At 67.6% G+C, this 17,580-nt stretch carries 14 protein-coding genes; 2 read left to right on the forward strand and 12 right to left on the reverse strand.

The annotated features are described in order from the left end of the window. Positions 1-46: 46 nt before the first annotated feature. The 7 genes from H4O13_05875 to H4O13_05905 all read right to left on the reverse strand — a co-directional run bounded on the left by H4O13_05875 (position 47) and on the right by H4O13_05905 (position 9,560). Positions 47-250, reverse strand: coding sequence for a hypothetical protein (locus H4O13_05875; protein MBE5314917.1), 204 nt, complete (start codon positions 248-250; stop codon positions 47-49). A 147-nt stretch (positions 251-397) separates the two neighbouring features. Then, complete coding sequence (locus H4O13_05880; protein MBE5314918.1) at positions 398-919, reverse strand: glycine zipper 2TM domain-containing protein; 522 nt, start codon at positions 917-919, stop codon at positions 398-400. A gap of 150 nt (positions 920-1,069) precedes the next feature. After that, a complete protein-coding gene (locus H4O13_05885; GenBank protein ID MBE5314919.1) occupies positions 1,070-1,765 on the reverse strand; it encodes a hypothetical protein in 696 nt (231 codons plus the stop codon). Continuing rightward, a complete protein-coding gene (locus H4O13_05890; GenBank protein MBE5314920.1) occupies positions 1,762-2,562 on the reverse strand; it encodes a class D sortase in 801 nt (266 codons plus the stop codon). The genes H4O13_05885 and H4O13_05890 overlap by 4 nt, the downstream gene beginning before the upstream one ends. Positions 2,563-3,018: 456 nt before the next feature. Next, complete coding sequence (locus H4O13_05895) at positions 3,019-5,214, reverse strand: RCC1 repeat-containing protein (GenBank protein ID MBE5314921.1); 2,196 nt, start codon at positions 5,212-5,214, stop codon at positions 3,019-3,021. 417 nt (positions 5,215-5,631) lie between these two features. Continuing rightward, positions 5,632-8,172, reverse strand: coding sequence for a polynucleotide kinase-phosphatase (locus H4O13_05900; GenBank protein MBE5314922.1), 2,541 nt, complete (start codon positions 8,170-8,172; stop codon positions 5,632-5,634). Then, positions 8,169-9,560 (reverse strand): 3' terminal RNA ribose 2'-O-methyltransferase Hen1, encoded by a 1,392-nt coding sequence (locus H4O13_05905; GenBank protein MBE5314923.1) that lies wholly within the window; start codon positions 9,558-9,560, stop codon positions 8,169-8,171. The genes H4O13_05900 and H4O13_05905 overlap by 4 nt, the downstream gene beginning before the upstream one ends. A 609-nt stretch (positions 9,561-10,169) precedes the next feature. Between H4O13_05905 and H4O13_05910 the strand changes: the two genes are divergently transcribed. Next, positions 10,170-10,973: a trypsin-like serine protease gene (locus tag H4O13_05910; protein MBE5314924.1), complete on the forward strand. Its 804-nt coding sequence runs from the start codon at positions 10,170-10,172 to the stop codon at positions 10,971-10,973. A gap of 293 nt (positions 10,974-11,266) precedes the next feature. On the opposite strand, the gene H4O13_05915 is transcribed toward H4O13_05910, so the two are convergent. Together H4O13_05915 and H4O13_05920 are read right to left on the reverse strand one after the other, a co-directional pair. Beyond that, a complete protein-coding gene (locus tag H4O13_05915) occupies positions 11,267-13,774 on the reverse strand; it encodes a PQQ-dependent sugar dehydrogenase (GenBank protein ID MBE5314925.1) in 2,508 nt (835 codons plus the stop codon). A gap of 158 nt (positions 13,775-13,932) precedes the next feature. Further along, complete coding sequence (locus tag H4O13_05920; GenBank protein MBE5314926.1) at positions 13,933-14,664, reverse strand: SDR family oxidoreductase; 732 nt, start codon at positions 14,662-14,664, stop codon at positions 13,933-13,935. A gap of 163 nt (positions 14,665-14,827) precedes the next feature. On the opposite strand from H4O13_05920, the gene H4O13_05925 reads away from it, so the two are divergent. After that, entirely contained in the window at positions 14,828-15,754 is a 927-nt protein-coding gene (locus H4O13_05925; GenBank protein ID MBE5314927.1) for an AraC family transcriptional regulator, read from the forward strand. Between the two features lie 289 nt (positions 15,755-16,043). Here the strand turns inward: H4O13_05925 and map are convergent, their stop codons facing one another. The 3 genes from map to H4O13_05940 all read right to left on the reverse strand — a co-directional run bounded on the left by map (position 16,044) and on the right by H4O13_05940 (position 17,540). Then, positions 16,044-16,811, reverse strand: a complete 768-nt coding sequence (gene map / locus H4O13_05930; protein MBE5314928.1) for a type I methionyl aminopeptidase — start codon at positions 16,809-16,811, stop codon at positions 16,044-16,046. Next, a complete protein-coding gene (locus H4O13_05935) occupies positions 16,808-17,020 on the reverse strand; it encodes a ParD-like family protein (protein MBE5314929.1) in 213 nt (70 codons plus the stop codon). Before H4O13_05935 ends, map begins: the two co-directional genes overlap by 4 nt. 124 nt (positions 17,021-17,144) lie before the next feature. Beyond that, the gene (locus H4O13_05940; GenBank protein MBE5314930.1) at positions 17,145-17,540 is read right to left on the reverse strand and encodes a RidA family protein; all 396 of its coding nucleotides are present in this window, start codon (positions 17,538-17,540) and stop codon (positions 17,145-17,147) included. Positions 17,541-17,580 lie beyond the last annotated feature (40 nt).

Genomic DNA, 17,580 nt, shown 5'->3' on the forward strand with positions numbered 1-17,580 from the left:
GATCGGGCCGCGCGCATGGTTTCGTCCTCGCAACGACAACCTCTCCTCATGGCCGCGGAGCTACCGACTCGCTGTCCAGCGCCAGCACGCCGAACACGCACTTGTGCACCCGGTAGAGCGGCTTGCGCGCGGTGAATCGGTGCAGGGCCTCGCGGACCAGCATGAATTCGGAAAAGCCCGGCGCAGGTCCAGCAAAGTAGCGAAAGCCCGGGCTCAGCCACCTGCTGTCAGCCAGTGTGGGCACCTTCATCAGCCACGAGGCGCCAAGTCAGCTTTGCAGCGCAATCGGCGGAAACAAATGAGCTGGACCGCACCATCTGCCGCTGCGTGGGTGATGCCTGTAACGACGGCCGGCCTGCACAAAGAACGGCCGTCGGCGGGGTGACTGCCCGATTGTTCAGTCAATGGCATAGAGCTGCTGCTGGCGAAGGTCCACGCGGTCGCCTACGCGCAAACCACGGAGCTCACGCTGGGTGACCTGAGCCCACTGCCCGGTATCCATCCGCACTTCGAAGCGGTAGACGCGGCGCTCATCGCCACGCCGGAGCTCGACTTGATGGCCGGCGACACCGCCAATCACGGCGCCAGCCACGGTCGCAGCTTGGCGGCCACTGCCGGAACCGACCTGGTTGCCGACCACGCCGCCCAGGATGGCGCCGAGTACAGCACCGCCGCCGCTGGGGCGATCCTGCTCCCAGTCCTCATGGATGGATTCCACGGTGCCGCAGCTATCGCAGCGGCGCGCGCCATAGCGGTCGTCGTGACGACGTCCGTCATCGTTGCGCGCGTAGTCGCGTTGCTCTCCGGCATAGCCCCGTTGTGAGCCATAACCACTGCCTTGGCGCTCATAGCCGACACAGGCGGACAGCAGCAAGGCGATGCCTGCGAGCAGCAGGGTTCTGCGAAGAAGGTCGTACATGCGTGTGTACTCCAGACTGCAGCGTGGTGGGGAACGCGGCCGCCGAGCCCGCCCAGCGGTCGACCCGCGGCAGCGCCTGTGCCCGCGCGCCAGCACGGGCACAGGCCAACCGCTTGCAGCGCGGGATCAGGCGTGCGCGCGAGCGCGGGATCAGCCCTTTCGCGCGCGCAGTCGACGACGCAGCGCCAGCGCCGAGCCGCCGAACAGCGACAGCACCGAACCCAGTGCGAACAGCGGCAGCGGGCCTGCGGTATCGGGCAGGCGCGTCATGGATGGGCTGGCGGGGTCCACCTGGGCCAGACGAGGTTCCGGTTCAGCGGGTGGCGCGGGCTCCATCTCCTGCGCGGGCTCGTAGCGGACCAGGCTGGCATAGCGGTCCACCGGCTCGCTGGTGTCCATGGCGAAGCCGGTCGCGCCTTCGGGCACATACAGGTTCAGCCGCTGGTCGGCGCGCAGGTCGCGGAACTCGGTCTTGCGCCCGGACAGGGTGACCTGCTGGCCGGGCTTGGGCATCAGCGTGACGTTGCCCAGCGAGCGGTCGCGCAGATCCGTGAACTCGGTGGTGAACGAGCCATCCTCGTTATTGCGCACGAAATCGCCTTCGAAGCGCGCCCATTTCTTGCCATCGACCATCACCACCTCGCGACAGCCGCTGGCGATGCGCGGATAGGTCGAAACCAGTTGGGTGTGCCAGATCACCTGCGAGCAATCGCTGGTGTCGGTGCTGGGGGTGGGCAGCTTGCTGGTGTCCATTTGAGGTGCTGCCAGCGCGCCGCCGGTGAGCAGGAGCCCACTGACAGCGAACGCGGGCAGGCCGAGGCGTGGCTTGAGATTGGCGGTGTTCATGGTGTGGTGCTCCTGGCGTGGATCTGCAACAAAGCCCCGTCCGCACGTGTGTCGATGACGACACTCGGGTCCGGGGGAATCCGCTCGGCGCGCACGATGAAGCGCTGCGGTGCGCTGCCGACAAAAAAGAAGGGGTAGCAGGTGATGAGGGTCAACGCAGCCGTGTCGATCGCAGCCAGGGGGCTGATATCCGTGGGCTCGACGATCGATAGCGCACTGACCCGATAGCGCTCGCTGCCGCGAGCCAGATCAAGCTCCACCAGATCGCCTAGGGCGACCGTCTGCAGCACGCGGAAATAGCCGTCGCGATGCGCCGCAATGGCACTATTGCCGACAGCGCCGGGCGCCACGGTGCCGGCCACATGCGCGGCGCCGCGATTGAGATTGCGTTCGTTGAGTTCGGCATAGACCGGCACTTCCAGACCCAGCCGCGCGATCCTCAGCAGGGCCAGAGGCTGCGGTGGCGGAATTCGCTCGGCGGCCAGGCCGGTGCCAACAGCTTCCGCGATGGCCTGATCTGCGAGCACAGTCGCGGCGGTCTCGGTCTCAGCGGCATGCAGGGCGATCCTGCCCTCTGACCACAGCGACTGATCCGGCACGGAAGGCGGCAGCGCAAGGCGGGGCGCGGCGGTGGCGGATGAGGGCTCAGGCGATGCCGCAGGCGCGAAGCGATGAAACTCGGCCACCGCCTGCGTGCGTTCCCACTCGCCCAAGCCACGCGGGCCGAGATAGGCCAGACCCAGCGCCAAGCCGGCCGACCAGCAACCGATCTCCAGCGCATGCGGCAGCCGGTTCACGGGCAGCCCATGCCGGCTGCCGACACGGTCGGTACGGGTTCTGACGTATCTGGGATTGAAGCGCACATGGCCAGCACCCGCTGCGGCGCGACCTTCACGCCTGTTGCGGAGCAGCTTGGTCGCGACAGCCCCGTCCGTCGGTGCGCTATCGCACCTCCGTCATCCGCGCACGACTCACGGGGTCATGCGCGCGAGCGGACGCTCCCAGGCCTTGGGCTGCCCACGGCAACGGCGCCGGTGGTGGCGGTTGGCGGTGCGGGCGAGTTCCGCAGCGGGCCTTCTCCAGCGTCGCCGCGCCCTGGTAGGCCAGCACGTCGCAGGGCGCGAGTCGCAGGTCGGCGATTCTGTTCACTGGCCAGCAGAGGGGATCTGGCCGGTGGCGCGCAGTCTTGTTGTCGCCTCCACTTTTCGCCCTAGCGCGGCAATCCCGTCGGCGTAACGGTGATTCGATCGTGCTCACGGCTCGTTTTCAAACCCGTTGAAGAACACGAAGTCGGACATCAGCACATCGCCAGGCAGCCCGTAGTTGCGGCCGCCGATGCCCAGCTGGCCGTTCTGATGAGATCCCCAGCACTTGACTCCGCCGCCACTGGTGAGGGCACAGGTGTGGTCGCTGCCTGAGGCGATGGCGTTGACGCCGCTGCTGAGTGCGCTGACGTCCACTGCAGTCAAGCGATCTATGGTGGTGCCGTCACCGAGCTGGCCGTTGCGGTTGTAGCCCCAACACTTCACCCCGCCGCCGGTGGTGAGGGCACAAGTGTGGTCACTGCCCGCGGCGACGGCACTGACGCCGCTGCTCAGTCCGCTGACGTCCACTGCGGTCAAGCGATCAGTGGTGGTGCCGTCACCCAGCCGGCCGCTGAAGTTGTGGCCCCAGCACTTGACCCCGCCGCCCGTGGTGAGGGCGCAGCTGTGGATGCCGCCCGCGGCGATGGCGATGACCCCGCTGCCCAGCCCGCTGACGTCCACCGCAGTCAAGCCGTTGGTGGTGCTGCCGTCCCCGAGCTGGCCGTAGAAGTTGCTGCCCCAGCACTTGACCCCGCCGCCCGTGGTGAGGGCGCAGCTGTGGATGCCGCCCGCGGCGATGGCGCTGACCCCGTTGCCCAGCCCGCTGACGTCCACCGCTGTCAAGCGATTCGTGACGGTGCCGTCCCCGAGCTGTCCAGTGACGTTATCGCCCCAGCACTTGACCCCGCCGCCGGTGGTTAGGGCGCAGGTGTGCCTGTCTCCCGCGGCGATGGCGCTGACCCCGCTGCCAAGTCCGCTGACGTCCACCGCGGTCCAGTGATCTGTGGATGTGCCGTCGCCGAGCCGACCGAAAAGGTTACTGCCCCAGCACTTGACCCCGCCGCCCGTGGTGAGGGCGCAGGTGTGGATGCCGCCCACGGCGATGGCTATGACCCCGCTGCCGAGGCCGTTGACGTCTACCGCAGCCCGTCGAGCGGTGTCGGTGCCGTCACCGAGCTGACCGTAGTTGTTGCTGCCCCAGCACTTGACCCCGCCGCCGGTGGTGAGAGCGCAGGAGTGCCTGTCTCCCGCGGCGGTGGAGTTGACCCCGCTACCCAGCCCGCTGGCATCCACCGCAGTCGAGCGAACAGCGGTGGTGTCGTCACCGAGCTGACCGTAGAAGTTGTCGCCCCAGCACTTGACTCCGCCGCTCGTGGTGAGAGCGCAGGTGTGGAACTGGCCTGCGGCGATGGCGTTGACACCGCTGCTCAGCCCACTGACGTCCACCGCAGTCAAGCGATCCGAGGTAGTGCCGTCACCGAGCTGGCCGCGGAAGTTTGAGCCCCAGCACTTGACCCCGCCGCCCGTGATGAGGACACAGGTGTGGGATCGGCCCGCGGCGATGGCGCTGACCCCACTTTCCAACCCGCTGACGTCCACCGGAGTGAGGCTCTGGACGGCGAAGCCGTTTCGGCCCCAGCACTTGACCGCGCCGCCGGTGGTGAGGGCGCAGGTGTGGGTTTCGCCCGCGGCGATGGCGCTGACCCCGCTGCTCAGTCCGCTGACGTCCACCGCAGTCGAACGACTAGTGGTGGTGCCGTCACCGAGCCGACCATCCATATTCAAGCCCCAGCACTTGACCCCGCCACCCGTGGTGAGGGCGCAGGTGTGGAATTGTCCCGCGGCGATGGCGATGACCCCACTGCCCAGTCCAATCACGTCCACTGCAGTCAAACGACTGGTAGTGATGGAGCCGTCACCGATCTGACCGAACACGTTGTTGCCCCAGCACTTCACCCCACCGTCGGTGGTGAGGGCGCAGGTGTGGGAGCTGCCCGCGGCAATGGCGCTGACACCGCTGCTCAGCCCACTCACGTCCACCGCAGTCAAGCGATCCGAGGTAGTGCCGTCACCGAGCTGGCCGCGGAAGTTTGAGCCCCAGCACTTGACCCCGCCGCCAGTGGTGAGGCCGCAGCTATAGCCGAAGCCCGCGGTGATCGCACTGACCCCACTGCTCAGACCGCTGACGTCCACTGCAGTCAGGCGATCCACGATGGTGCCGTCGCCAAGCTGACCGCCGAAGTTTGCGCCCCAGCACTTCACTCCGCCGCCAGTGGTGAGACCACAGTTGTGGCCACCGCCCGCGGCGATCTTGAGGATGTCGTTCAGCGGTGTCTGGGCTTGCGCCGAAGGGAAGCAAGCCATCAACCCCAGGAGAAGAAGCAGCGCGAGCACGCCTCGCCCGCTGCTGTGATGCTGCAATCTGCCTAAAGGCCCGCACAGCGATGACGTTGCCAAGACATAAATGTTCAAGACGACTCCAAAGTCATTGTTTCGGGAGCGTTGCCGGTGAGGGCCGTCGCGCCGGGGAAGAATTCTTGAATGATGCCGAATGAAGGGAATGGTCTATCGGCGCATCCAACTACATGCGCCCCGCATTCCAAATGCAATGAGGCAATTCGAAACCCTCGGCCACCATTGCACCAAGCGCGCCTACGGGGACAACCCTAAAGTTCTCGCGCGCCTCCCCAAAAGAGAGTCTTGAGTTCTGAAGTCCAGGGTCGGGTGGGGTTTCGCCAGACCTACCCTGCCCCACCCGCCGCCGACGCCACTCGCCTCTCCTCAAAGCCGCGGGTCCACAGGCTCGCTCTCCAGCGCCAGCACGCCGAACACGCATTCGTGCACCCGGTACAGCGGTTCGCGCTCCACGAAGCGGTGCAGGGCCTCGTGGCCCAGCATGAACTCGCGCAGGGCCAGCGCACGCTTGGGCGTCAGCCCGCGCTGGCGCAGGCGGTCGAGGTTGGCGGGTTCCGTGTAGGTCGGCCCGTAGATGATGCGCAGGTACTCGCGGCCGCGGCATTTGATGGCCGGCTGCAGCAGACCCTTCTTGCCCTGGACCAGGCCGTCGAGCGGTTTGATGACCATGCCCTCGCTTTGCGCTGAGGTGATCTCGTGCCACCAGGCGATGGCGGCCGCCTCGCTCTCGGGCTGGCTCAGGTCGACGAAGCGGCGCTGGGTGACGCGGAAGAGACCGGCATCGGCGGCGCACAGGCGGTCGATCAGGTCGAGGTGCCAGCGGTGGCCCTGCTCAAGCGTCGCCGCGCCCTCGTAGGCCAGCACGTGGAAGGGCGCGAGACGCAGGTCGGCGATGCTGTTCACTGGCCAGCAGTAGCGGCGGTATTCGGCCACGTAGCGACCCACGGCGTCGCTGCGCTGGGCCAGCGTCGCGGGCAGTGCGCCGAGGTCGATGCCTCGCGCGGCGGCTTGATCCGCCCACGCGGAGGATGCGCGCAGCGCCTGCGTGGCGGCGGTGCCGGTGGGCGCGTATTGCTGGCGCAGCAGATCGCCAGCCTTCGCTGACCAGGGCAGCAGCTCGGCATCGAGCGCGATCCAGTCGGTGGCGAGTCCGTCCCACAGGCCGCTGGCCTGCATGGCGCGATCGAGCTTGTCGAGCAGCGCCTCTTCCATGCCGCCGTCGGCAAAGAATCGGCGGCCGGTGCGCGTGTAGATCACGCCACGGCCATCGCCGCGGATGCCGAAGCGGCGTGCGGCGACGTCTTCGTCGCGGCACAGCACGACGACGGCGCGTGAGCCCATGTGCTTTTCCTGGCAGACCAGCTGGCTGACGCCCTCGCTGCGGTAGTAGTCGAAGGCTTCGCGCGGGCGCTCCAGCAGCTCGCCTTCGGCGGCTGCGGCCGGCGGCGACATCGTGGGCGGCAGGTAGACCAGCCAGCGCGGGTCTACGGCGAAGCGGCTCATCACTTCGAGCGCGGCGCGTGCGTTCTCCTCACGGATGGTCACGCTGCGGCCGAGGCGCGGCTTGAGGATGCGCTTGCCCAGCACGTCCTCGACGTCGAGTACGCTGGCGTCGCGCGTCGGGGCCGCGGGCGGGGCCAGTGGTTTGATCGGTTCGTAGTAGGTGCGCGCGGCCGGCACGCTGACCAGCTCGCGCTCCGGGTAGCGCAGCGCGGTGAGCTTGCCGCCGAACACGCAGCCGGTATCGACGCAGATCGTGCGGTTCACCCATTCGGCCTCGGGCACCGGCGTGTGGCCGTAGACGACCATGGCCTGGCCGCGGTATTCGCTGGCCCAGTCGAAGCGCACCGGCAGACCGTACTCGTCGGTCTCGCCGGTGGTCTCGCCGTACAGCGCGAAGTCGCGCACGGCGCCGGAGGCGCGGCCCTGCAGCTTCTCTTTCATGCCCGCATGGGCGACGACCAACTTGCCGTCATCCAGCACCAGATGGCTGACCAGCGAGTAGATCCAATCGCCGGCAGCCTTGCGGAACTCGTCGGGCTCGGATTCGAGCTGCTGCAGCGTTTCGGCAAGGCCGTGGGTGATCTTGACGTCGCGGCCGCGCAGCTTCTTCATCAGCTTGACGTCGTGGTTGCCGGGCACGCACAGGGCGCTGCCGTTGGCGACCATGGCCATCACCAGACGCAGCACGCCGGGTGAGTCCGGCCCGCGGTCGACCAGATCACCGACGAAGATCGCGCGGCGCCCCTGGGGCGGAGTGACTTCGGGGGCTTCGCGGGGGCCAGCCACGCTGTAGCCCAGGGCGCGCAGCAGCTGCACGCATTCGTCCAGGCAGCCGTGCACGTCGCCGATGATGTCGAAAGGGCCGTGCTGGTCGCGCTTGTCGTTCCAGGCCTTCTCGCGGGTGATCTGCACCTCGGCGACGGCCTCGACGCTGCGCAGCACCGCGGCGACCTTGAAGCCTTCCTTCTCCAGGCCGCGCAGGGAGCGATGCAAGCTCTGCGTCTGCGAGCGCACCACGTGCGGGCCGAAGTCGCGATCGGGGCGGGCCTCGTTGCGCTCGTGCAGCAGGCGCTCGGGCAGGTCGAACACGATGGCCGAGGCCAGCACATGGTGCTCGCGCGCCAAGGCCACCAGGCGCTTGCGGTCTTCCGGCCGCACATTGGTGGCGTCGACTACGGTGAGCTTGCCGGCGGCCAGCCGCTTGCCCGCGATGTAGTAGAGAACGTCGAACGCGTCCTGGGTGGCGGCCTGGTCGTTCTCGTCGTCGGACACGAGCGCGCGGCAGTAGTCCGAGGAGATCACCTCCGTCGGCTTGAAGTGGGTGCGCGCAAAGGTCGACTTGCCGGAGCCGGAGGCACCGATCAGCGCGACCAGGGCGAGTTCGGGAATGCGGACAGTGCTCATCGGCTGAACACTCCCATCTGGGTCGGCGGCCCAAACTCAGGGTCGACATCGCCGATCGGCAGGAATTCGACGGTGTAGCCGTGGCGCTCGCAGACGCCGTGTGCCCAGTGCTGGAACTCGGCGCGCGTCCATTCGAAGCGGTGGTCGCGGTGGCGCATCGCGCCCGCAGGCAGATTGGCAAAACGCACGTTGTACTCGACGTTCGGGGTGGTGACGATCACCAGGCCCGGAGCGGCGTACTCGAACAGGGTGCGCTCGAAAGCCGTGAGGCGATTGGCGTCGATGTGTTCGATCACTTCGATGGCACAGGCGGCATCGAAGCCGGCCATGCGCGCATCGCGGTAGGTCAGGCTGCCCTGCAGCAGCTCGATGCGGGCGCGCTGCAAGGGCGCCAGCCGATCGAACTTGAGGCGCTCGGCCGCGCGTTCGAGGCAGAGCGCGGACACATCCATGCCGAGAATCCTGCGGAACTGGCGCTGCGCCAGCAGCCGCGCCAGCAGGCGGCCTTCGCCGCAGCCGACATCCAGCACGGTGGCCGCGCCGCTGCGCAGCAGCACGTCCTCCACCGCGGCCATGCGGCGATCGTTGAGACTGAGCGCACGCTCCAGCTGCTGCTCGCCGGCCTCTTTCTCGCGCTCGCCGGATTCGACGTCTTCCTCCGGCGCAGTGAGCAGCTGGCCCAGGGCCTCGCGCACCAGCGAGCGCTGGCGCTTGAGATAGTTCGACAGAATCCAGTCGCGCTCGGGATGCGAAGCCAGCCAGTCGCCGCCCTTCGCCAGCAGCTTCTGCACCTCGTCACTGCCCACGAAGTAGTGCTTGTCGCCATCCAGCGCGGGCAGCAGCACGTAGAGGTGCTGCAGCAGCTCGGACAGACGCAGCTGCCCGCTGAGTTTCAAGCGGAAATAGCGGCTTTCGCCCCAGTCGGCGAAGCGCTCATCGAGTGGCAGCGCTTCAATGTCGACTTGGTAGCCCAGTGGCTCGAAGCAGGCGCGCAGCTTGGCCGCACCTGCACGGCAGCGCAGCACAGGAACCTCGGCCTCCAGCGGAATCGCAGTCGCCGCAAGCTCCGCACGCGCCTTGCTGCTGCCCGCCATGCCGCTGGAAAACACCTGCGCGATCGCGACCGCCAGAAACGACGAGGCGGAATACGGGCGGTCGTTGACGTACTGGGTCAGCGGCCCGTCGCCCTCGCCGCGCCCACGCACCAGCCCCACCGGGTCGACATCGACCACCAGCGCGACCGAGCAGCGCTCCGGCGAGGCCTCGGGATAGAAGACATGGGCGGTGCCGAAGGACAGCGCGAACGTCTGATGACGCTCGGGGTTCTTCGAGAGCAGATAGCCGAGATCGGTGGCCGGCGGATGGGTGGTGCTTATGAGCAATTGCATCGAAGGAGGCCAGAGAAGCGAGGGAACGCGGGAACGCGGGAACGCGGGAACGCGGGAACGCGGGAACGCGGGAACGAATAATGCTGCAGGGCCCGGGGAACTGCCATGGGCGCCACGGGCGTTGGATGCGTTACCCGGAAGAGCGCCGTTTGCGGCGAAGGCAAAGGCTGCGGTCGCCTGCGAGCAGGCTCCTACAACAACGCGCTTCGGTGCCTCCTGCGGGGAGTCATCCGAGGCTTCGCTCCGCTGCGGTGTTGGGCCGCGCTGCGCTTGGAGCCAACCCGCGTGAGGCTGCCGAGGGTGCGTGGTGCGCGATGATGCGCGGTGGTCACGATGTAGCCGTTGGGCTCGTGAACAGCGTGCGGATGCCAAGCGCAGCAAACAGCCCATCCTGATCCCCCAGCGCGGCCAGCCCAGCGCCTGCCTTGCGCCCACCTTGTGATCGCGGAAACCTGCAAGCGGATGCAGCAGCGCATGCGCGTGCAGAAAGGCATAGCGCGCGGCGAGCAGGCAGTGGCGGACGGAAGGGTGGCCATCCATGCCCAGGCGAAGTCGCGACTGGCACGCTTGCTACTCTCACGACCTTGACTCTGCCGGTGTCACACCTCCATGCGCCCGATTGCCCTGCTGCTGCTTCTCGCAACGACCTCCGCCCACGCCATCGTCATCCGCGACGACGTGCGCGATCAGCAGTACCGAATCGCAGCCTCCGACTTCCCTGCCCTTGTCGACCTGCCGATGGAAGCCCACGGCGTGCTGATCGCGCCGCAGTGGGTGGTGACCGTGGCGCACGCGGTGAGCCCCGCGCTGGACTGCGTGGAGATCGGCGGCGAGCAGCGTGCGGTGCGGCGCGTGGTGATCCATCCCGGCTACCGGCGGCCGCCGCAAGCGATGGTTGACGCGGCGCTGGCGTCCGGCGACTGGGCTGCATTCTTCGAGTTCATGGCAGGCACCGACGACATCGCGCTGATCGAGCTCGCCGAGCCGGTGCAGGACATCGCACCGGTCGCGCTCTACAGCGACCCGGCGCTGGGCGCGACGGTGCGAATCCTGGGCCGCGGTGCCACCGGGACGGGCGCGCAGGGCCATGACCTGCAGGCGTCACGGCGCACTGAACTGCGTCAGGGCTACAACGTGATAGACCTGGACCAAGGCCGCTGGCTCGCCTACACCTTCGACGCTCCGCCTGCGGCACTGCCTCTGGAAGCCAGCATGGGCAGCGGCGACAGCGGTGGGCCGCTGCTGATTGCCGTCGGCGATGCTTGGCAGCTGGCGGGCCTTGCGGCCTGGAAACGCGCCGTGGTCGAGGGCACCGAGATTCGGCAGGGCAAGTACGGCGAGTCCAGCATCGGCGTGCGGCTGCAGCACTATGCGGCGTGGATTCAGCAGACGATGACGGACGGTGTGGAGTAGTTCGTACTGCGGAGCCGGAGGTGGGGCACGCGTGCGCGCGACGTGGGTCCGTGGGCGGTGCTTGAAGCGAACCAGTTCGCGATGCGGGCCCTGATGCAGCGCGAAGGCTGCGGTCGCGTGCGAGCAGGCTCCTACAACCGCATACATCGAGGGTCACTGAGCGGTGCGCCTTGATGCTTACGCAGCAACGTGCCCCAACGGCCCCAGCTGTGCTTCGACGGCAGCTTCGGTCCGCAGTCGCACGATCAACCGCGTCTCGCCGCTGCGCTGCAGGCCGACTGCGCTCCAGCCTGCTAGCCCTCGAAGCCGTTGCCGAAGATCCGATCCGGATTGCTCAAGCGCAGTATCCAGTCGCGGAACAGGGCCTGCTGGGCGGCCGGCATCGGGTCGCCGGGGCGCATGCCGGTGCCGCTCTGCGGGTCGATGCAGTTGATCTTCTCGAACAGGAAGCTGCGCCAGGGCTCGCCGCGCTGCACGCGCAGCACGCCGGGCGCACGATCGCTCAGCGCGTCGACCAGGGCGTTGAAGCTGTTGGCGGCCGTGAGGTCGAGGCCGCCGCTGTTGGTGGCGCCCGGCGCGTGGCAGCCGATGCAGGCGGCGTCGAAGATCGGCTGGATCTGGCTTGCGTAGTTCACCTGCGGCGCGCTCGGAATGCCGCTCAGGTTCAGGCACTCGCGCCCGCCGTTCCACTGGCCGACAGTGAGATCCAGGTTCAACAGCGCACCGGCAGCCACCGTGCGGTCGAAGCGCGGGTTGGCGTAGGCGCCAACGCCGGTATCAGCGGCGGCATCCAGCTGCAGGCTGCCGCTGCCATCGCTGCGCAAGGGCAAGTGGTACCAGCCCAGCGCATCGCTGACCACCCGATGTGCCACGCCGGTCGCGGCCTGGCCGGAGGCCGGCAGGTAGTCACGGCCGTTGGGCAGCGCATAGGGCACGCCGGAACGACGTAGGCCGACATCCACTGCCAGGGGCGCGCCGCGCGTATCGCGCACGCGCCCGGCGACGGCGGTGTTGGACAGCCAGGCGTCCATGGTGATGGTCTGCGTGCCAGCGCCGGCCGGCAGCACGAATCCGCGTCGAATCGGCTGCACGCCGTCACCGGTCGGCTCGCCGGCGCTGATGACCAGGGCATTGCCGCTGAGATCCAGCTGCAGCTGCGCGGACACTACGCCGCCCGCTGCCACCGTCACCACATTGCTGCCACCCGAGTGCGGCGCCGGTGTAATGCCGTCGTCCTGATACAGCCGCAGCTCGCTGGCGACCGCCAAGGGTGCTGCGGACAGGGTGCGGGCGTCGCGCAGGGTGCCGCTGATCTGCAGATTGACGCGGCGGTTGACCACCACCGCGCGCTCCGCACTGGCCTGCTGGCCAGCCGCATTGCTCACGCTGAGCCGCGCGGTGTAGCGCCCGGGCGCGGCATAAACGTAGCTCGGCGAGGCCGCCGTCGAGCTGCCGCCGTCGCCGAAGGACCAGGTGCGCTGGGTAATGCTGCTGCCCGGCGCGCTCGATTGATCGGTGAACTGCAGGCTGAGCGGCGCAAGGCCCGCTGGTGGGCTCGGCGTGGTGGCGAAGGCTGCGGTCGGCGGTGTGCTGGCGTTGAAGCGCAAGCGCCGCAGCGGATCGTTGCCGCCGGTTGAGGGACCCTGCCCGCTCGATGCGTAGTACAGGTGCCCGTCGGGGCCGAAGCGCAGGGTCACCGCCGAGCCGTTGAAGAAGGCGCCGTCGTTGTCCAGGGTCTGCAGGGTGTCGAGATTGGCGCCGGTCAGTTGGCCCCGGCGAATGGCGGCGCCATAGCGCGCGAAGTAGAGGACATCGGTGCCGAAGGGGCCGCCGTCGGCGATCTCAATGCCGACCAGCGAGGGATTGATCGTCAGCATCACCTTGTGGTTCGGGTCCTTCGGCGCGATGAAGGGTCCACCGTCGTTGACATCGCCCGGCCCGTTGCAGGCTCCGGCGTCGCCGCAGGGCCCCCAGCCGCCGTTCGAGCCCCGCCGCACGCGCGAGATGCGATCGACGCCATCGCCGTTCTCGGAGACATACAGCACGTCGGCATCGGGCCGCCCGCGGTGGAAGGTGAAGCGGAAGGGATTGCGGAAGCCCACGGCCCAGACGCGCGAGGCGACGCTGTTGGGATTGCCGTCGAAGTAGGGGTTGCTCGGCAGTCCGCGCCCGTTGCCGGCATCGACCTTGAGCAGCTTGCCTTCGTAGCGATCCGGACACTGCGTGACCGGCACCTGTGTCAAGCCTCCCCGGCTCAGGCAAGTCATGCGATCCGAGCGCACGCCGTCGTCGCCCAGGGCGATGTAAATCGCGGTCGGGTCGGCGGGCGAGAAGTGGATGTCACCGCCCTTGTGGATGTTGCTGGCGCGCGGCAGGCCCGACAGCAGCACGGTCGCCGACCCGGCCTCAACGGCCGAGAACGCAGCGTTCGCTCGCAGACGCACCAGCCGCTGATCGCTGGCCGTGGTGTAGAACACGTACAGATAGCGCGTGTTGGCGTAGTCCGGATCGATGGTAATGCCGAGCAGCCCGGCCTCCTGAGCGGTCGACACCTCGCTGACAAAATCCGCGAACACGACGGGCGACGCAAAGCCGCCGCTGCCGTTTGCGGCGGCGCGAACGATGCGGCCCTGTTTCTCGATGAGGTAGCTCGCGCCGAGATGATCGAAGGCGATGCCGGTCTTGCCGTTGAGAGGGCTGTGCAGGGTTTCGCTGATGAAGGCTGCGGGCGGCTGCTGGGCCGCGGCGGTGGCGCTGCACAAGGAAAGCGCAAATGCCGCCGACAATCGAAAATGATGCATGGCCTTCTCCAGAGCATGAACGCGCCATTCTCTTCCCCAACAGGGGCGCCCACCAAGTGGCGGTGGTCGAGGCTGCATCAGCCGCACATGCCCTGCTCCCGGCTGCGTCCTTGGGTCGTGCTGCGCCTACACGTCGCTCCGAACACAGACGGCCCACCTCAGAACGCATGCCCCGCGCTGCGCACCGTGCGGATCAGCAGCTCGTTGACGTCGACATCCTCGGGCTGCGAGATCGCGTAAAGCACGGCATTGGCGATGGCGCGATTGTCGAGCGCAATGCCGCGCAACTGCTTCACCGCGCTTGCCGTGCTGTCGACGCTGATGTCGTGGCCCAGCTCGGACTCGGTGACACCGGGCGAGATCAAGGTCACGCGGATCCGGTCCATCTCCTGGCGAAGACCTTCGGTGATCGCGCGCACCGCGTACTTGCTGGCGCAGTACACGCCGAACTGCGCGCCGACGGCATGCGCGCCGGTGGATGCTGTATTGATGATATGCCCGCTGCCCTGCGCCTCCATGATCGGCAGCACCGCGGCGATTCCGTTCAGTACGCCGCGGATGTTGACGTCGATGATGCGGTCCCATTCGTCGGTCTTCAGCGCATTCATCGGCGACACCGGCATGACGCCGGCATTGTTGAAGATCACGTCGACGCGGCCGAAGCGCTCCTGCGCAAACGCCACGAACGCTTTGACGTCCTCGCGCTGGGTCACGTCCAGCGCGCGGTACTCGGCGATGTCGCCCGCCCAGCGGATCTCGGCGGCGATCTGCGCGAGGCGCTCGGTGCGCCGCGCGCCCAGCACCACGCGATGGCCCTGCCTTGCTAGCACGCGGGCGGTGGCTTCGCCGATGCCGCTGCTGGCGCCCGTGATGAGGATGACCTTGGACATGTCGCTTTCTCCGTGTGTTCGGCGGCTGCCGGGGTGGGAAAAAGTCTGCTGGCCGAGCACATCGGGCTCGATACCCGAAGGTCCGCGACGATTGCCTGATCGTCCAGATTCCTTCATCACAGCGTTGAGGCGGCGCTTGCTGCGGGCGTATCGTGCCCAGCCCATGGACATTCCCTTCGACGCTTTGGCCGAAGCCCGGCAGCGCGAGATCGGCGAGCTGGTTCTCCGCTTCTCCAGCGGCGAGGGCATGCACGCCTCGGCCGTCGCCGGCCTGCACTGCATCCGCCTGTCCGCCCCATACGCGCCGCTGCCGACGGTCTATCGGCCTTCGTTCTGTGTGATCGTGCAGGGCGCGAAGCAGGTGCTGCTGGAGGAGGAGGTCTACCGCTACGCGCCCTCGCAGTTTCTGGCGGTGTCGGTCGACCTGCCCCTGGTGGGACAGGTGCTGGAGGCCAGTGCGGATGCGCCCTATCTGTGCGTGGCGATCGACATCGATGCTCGCCAGATCGCGGAGCTGGTCGAACAGGGCGGACCGATCGGGCCGGCGCCACGCGACACGCCGCGTGGACTCTTCGTCGGCGAGCTGGATGAGGCCACGCAGGACACCGTGCTAAGGCTAGCGCGCCTGCTCGCCACGCCGCGCGAGATTCCAGTGCTGGCGCCGCTGCTGATGCGCGAGTTTCATTTTCGAGTGCTGAGTGGCCCCTTCGGTGCATCCATCGCGCAGATGGCCATGGCCGGCAGCCATACGCACAGAATCGCGCAGGTCATCCAGCACATCCGCAGCCAGCTCGCAGCGCCGCTCCGCATCGAGGAACTCGCCTCACTGGCGCACATGAGCCGCTCGGCCTTCCATCAGCAGTTCAAGGCCGTCACCGCGATGAGCCCGCTGCAGTACCAGAAGCGCCTGCGCCTGACCGAAGCCCGCCAGATCCTGCTGGCAGAACAGACCGACGCCGCCAGCGCGGCCTATCGGGTGGGCTACCAGAGCGCGTCGCAGTTCAGCCGCGAGTACGCACGCATGTTCGGCGCCCCGCCGATCCGCGACGTGGCCTGCCTGCGTGACTCGGAGGCTGCCATCACAAGGTAGAGCCTCTCGAGAAGCAGAACACGTGCGACCCCTCTGATCGTCGCCCCCGCGAAGGCGGGAGCCCAGTGTCGCTTGCCGCAGTCGCACGAGTCCTGGATCCCCGCATTCGCGGGGATGACGAATCAAGGTTTCTTCAAGATCACCGGGGCCGCCGCGCGGGGCTGAGAAGCTCTCGAGAGACAGACCGTCTCCCCGCACACAGCTGACACCGGCAGCGGCCGTCTGGAGCTGATGTGCACGGCTGTAGGCGAATCCCCAATCCCGAATCCCCAATCCCGGCTCTTCGATCTCAATGCGGCGCCGTCTCGCCCGGACGCAGGGTCAGCACGCGCACGCCGCGATCGGTCACCGCCACGGTGTGCTCGAACTGCGCGGACAGCAGCCCATCACGCGTGACGACGGTCCAGCCGTCTGCTTCGGTTTCCACGGCGCGCCGGCCCTGATTGAGCATGGGCTCGATGGTGAACACCATGCCCTCGCGCAGGACCAGGCCGGTGCGCGGCTTTCCCCAGTGCAGCACTTGCGGCTGCTCGTGCATCTCACGACCGATGCCGTGGCCGCAGTAGTCGCGGACGATCGAATAGCCATGTCTGCGGGCGTGTCGCTCGATGGCGTGACCCACGTCGCCGAGCCGGGCGCCAGGGCGTACCGCCTGGATGCCCTTCCACATCGCCTCGTAGGTGGCCTGCACGAGACGCAGCGCCGGCTGTGAGGGCGCGCCCAGCACATAGGTCTTGCTGGAGTCGGCGATGTAGCCGTTTTTCTCCAGAGTGATGTCGAAGTTGACGATATCGCCGTCCTGCAACACATCGTTCGCCGACGGCACGCCATGGCAGACCACATGGTTGCGCGAGGCGTTGAGCGCATAGGCATAGCCGTGCTGGCCCTTGCTGGCCGGCCGCGCCTTGAGCACGTGGACGATGAAGTCATCGACGCGATCATTGACCTGCAGAGTCGACATTCCGATCAGGTCTAGGCCATCAAGAAACTCGAACACCTGCGCCAGCAGCCGCCCCGACTCCGCGAGCAGGGCGATTTCTTCGGGCCGCTTGGTCACGCGCGCGCCATTCGCATCGGCTGTGACTTGACCCCGGCGGACCTCAGTTCTGCCGCGACGATCGCGTTGAAGCTCTGGGTCGGATTGAGTTCGCAGAGCATGCCGATGCGGATCCAGAATGCCGCCTGCGCGTTGATGGAGCGGCACGAAACCGCGCTGGCCTTGCGCAGCTGGTCGTGCAGCTCGTCGTCGATGTTCACGATGCCCATGGGACTGCCATATACGAAACGTATACGACGTATATCCTCAGAACCTGGCGTGACTCGAGCCGCACCACGATGCGAACAGAGCAACCGGCCACACCCGCGCGTGAGCATCGCCGCTTGGGCAGCCTCAGCTCGGAATGCGGGCAATCACCTTGATCTCGAAGTCGAAGCCGGCCAGCCAGGTGACGCCGATGGCGGTCCAGTTCGGATAGGGCGCCTGCGGAAACACCTCGCTCTTCACCGCGAGCACGGTCGCCAACTGCCGGTCGGGATCGGTGTGGAAGCTGGTGACGTCGACGATGTCGTCCAGCGCGCAGCCGCCGGCATTGAGGGTGGCCTCAAGGTTGGCGAAGGCGAGCCTCACCTGCGCCTCGAAGTCGGGTTCGACGCTGCCGTCGCTGCGGCTGCCAACCTGGCCCGAGACGAACAGCAGGTCGCCGGAGCGGATCGCGGCGGAATAGCCGTGCGCGGCATACAGCGCATGGCGGTTCTCAGGAAACACGGCGTTGCGAACGGCGTTCATTGACGGAACTCACAGGCGGAAGACGCGGCCACTCTAGGTG

The organism is Lysobacterales bacterium, assembly GCA_014946745.1.
Taxonomy (GTDB): Bacteria; Pseudomonadota; Gammaproteobacteria; order Xanthomonadales; family Xanthomonadaceae; genus Aquimonas.

What these genes read in the sequence shown, in the direction of transcription:
- H4O13_05915 (MBE5314925.1), bottom strand. Translation starts at nt 13,774, where the DNA reads ATGCATCATTTTCGATTGTCGGCGGCATTTGCGCTTTCCTTGTGCAGC.
- H4O13_05925 (MBE5314927.1), top strand. Translation starts at nt 14,828, where the DNA reads ATGGACATTCCCTTCGACGCTTTGGCCGAAGCCCGGCAGCGCGAGATC.
- H4O13_05880 (MBE5314918.1), bottom strand. Translation starts at nt 919, where the DNA reads ATGTACGACCTTCTTCGCAGAACCCTGCTGCTCGCAGGCATCGCCTTG.
- H4O13_05895 (MBE5314921.1), bottom strand. Translation starts at nt 5,214, where the DNA reads ATGGCTTGCTTCCCTTCGGCGCAAGCCCAGACACCGCTGAACGACATC.
- H4O13_05885 (MBE5314919.1), bottom strand. Translation starts at nt 1,765, where the DNA reads ATGAACACCGCCAATCTCAAGCCACGCCTCGGCCTGCCCGCGTTCGCT.
- H4O13_05875 (MBE5314917.1), bottom strand. Translation starts at nt 250, where the DNA reads ATGAAGGTGCCCACACTGGCTGACAGCAGGTGGCTGAGCCCGGGCTTT.
- H4O13_05900 (MBE5314922.1), bottom strand. Translation starts at nt 8,172, where the DNA reads ATGAGCACTGTCCGCATTCCCGAACTCGCCCTGGTCGCGCTGATCGGT.
- H4O13_05910 (MBE5314924.1), top strand. Translation starts at nt 10,170, where the DNA reads ATGCGCCCGATTGCCCTGCTGCTGCTTCTCGCAACGACCTCCGCCCAC.
- H4O13_05920 (MBE5314926.1), bottom strand. Translation starts at nt 14,664, where the DNA reads ATGTCCAAGGTCATCCTCATCACGGGCGCCAGCAGCGGCATCGGCGAA.
- H4O13_05935 (MBE5314929.1), bottom strand. Translation starts at nt 17,020, where the DNA reads ATGGGCATCGTGAACATCGACGACGAGCTGCACGACCAGCTGCGCAAG.
- H4O13_05905 (MBE5314923.1), bottom strand. Translation starts at nt 9,560, where the DNA reads ATGCAATTGCTCATAAGCACCACCCATCCGCCGGCCACCGATCTCGGC.
- H4O13_05940 (MBE5314930.1), bottom strand. Translation starts at nt 17,540, where the DNA reads ATGAACGCCGTTCGCAACGCCGTGTTTCCTGAGAACCGCCATGCGCTG.